The sequence below is a fragment of the Quadrisphaera sp. DVD1 genome (assembly GCF_058932755.1).
In genome coordinates this window covers 1-1,351 of sequence record NZ_JBZYWI010000268.1, presented here as the reverse complement: position 1 = coordinate 1,351, position 1,351 = coordinate 1, and the positions used below count along the sequence as shown (strand labels likewise).

Below are 1,351 nucleotides of genomic sequence, written 5' to 3'. Positions count from 1 at the left end.
GGCCCCCGAGAGGCGCCGGCGGGGGCGCCCGAGTACGGGATCGCGCTGCTGGTGCGCCGCCCGGTGGTCAGCTGGCACCGCCTGGAGCTGGGCACCGGCCGCGGGCGCCTGCCGCTGCGCGCGACCGACCCGCGCACCGGCCGCGCCACCTGGTGGTTCTTCCCGGACGAGCCGCGGGTGGCGGTGGCCGCGGTGCTGGAGGACGGCGCCGTGGTCGCCGCCACCCACCTGTCGTTCGCGCCGGTCACCGCAGGGCGCCAGCTGCGCCGGGTGCGGGCCTGGCTCGCCGGCCTGCCCTCTCCGGCGGGGGCCGGCGCCGTGCGCCTGCTCGCCGGCGACCTGAACCTGCCCGGGAACCTGCCCGCCCGCCTGGCCGGCGGGCGCTCGCTGGTGCGCGGGCCGAGCTTCCCGGCGCACGGGCCGCGGCTCCAGCTCGACCACGTGCTCTCCCTCGGGGCGCCGGTGGCGGCGCAGGGGCGGGTGCTCGACCTGCCCCTCGGCGACCACCGCGCCGTGCTCGCCGACGTCGGCTGACCCGCGCGCCGCGCGCCCCAGAACGGCCCTCAGGCCTCCGGCACGACCCGCACCAGCGCCTCCAGCCCGGCCTCGTCGAGCAGGTCCACCGGGCGCTCGGTGCGCCCCGTGGCGGCGTAGAAGAACGCGGCCCCGACCTTCTCCAGCGGAAGGCCGCGCCAGCGCGCCCAGGCCAGGCGGTAGGCCGCGAGCTGCACCCCGGCCGCGCGCGCCCGCTCGCCGGTGGGCGGGCGGCCCGTCTTCCAGTCCACGACGTCCACGCCGCCGTCGGCCCGGGGGAAGACCGCGTCGACGCGGCAGCGCAGCACCAGGCCCGCGACCGGCGTCTCGAGGTCGACCTCGACCGCCAGCGGCGTGCGCTGCGCCCACTCCGAGGCCTCGAAGGCCTCCTGCAGCCGGGCGAGCTCGACCTCCTCGGCGTCGTCGGCGGTCTCGTCGCCGGCGCCGGGCAGGTCGTCGAGGTCGAGCAGGGCGTCCGCGCGGAAGCGCTCCTCCAGCCAGGCGTGGAAGCGGGTGCCGCGCCGGGTCGCCGGGCGCGGCTCGACCGGCACCGGCCGGCGCACGGCCAGCGCCAGCGCCTGCGGGTCGGCGGCCAGCTGCACCAGGCGGGACGCCGACAGGTGCGCCGGCAGCGGCACCTGCACCGGCCCGGACGTGCGGGCCGCGTCGCGCTCGGCGAGCAGCTGCTCGACCTCGTGGGCCCAGGGGCCGGCGTCCCCGAGGGCGGTCGGGGCACCGGGCGCCGGGTCGGAGGCGTGGTCGGAAGCGGAGCCGGCGAGCGCGGCGCGCACGGCGGCGGCGGCCTCCTCGACCACCG

General features: G+C 80.6%; 2 protein-coding genes. One reads left to right on the top strand and one right to left on the bottom strand.

All coding sequences use genetic code 11. The features are described 5' to 3' along the window. On the top strand, window positions 1-534 hold a 534-nt coding region (locus AC5FZL_RS16735; RefSeq protein WP_493620000.1), incomplete at its 5' end, for an endonuclease/exonuclease/phosphatase family protein. A gap of 29 nt (window positions 535-563) precedes the next feature. On the opposite strand, the gene AC5FZL_RS16730 is transcribed toward AC5FZL_RS16735, so the two are convergent. Beyond that, window positions 564-1,351: RecB family exonuclease (locus AC5FZL_RS16730; protein WP_493619999.1), on the bottom strand; the 788-nt coding region annotated here is incomplete at its 5' end.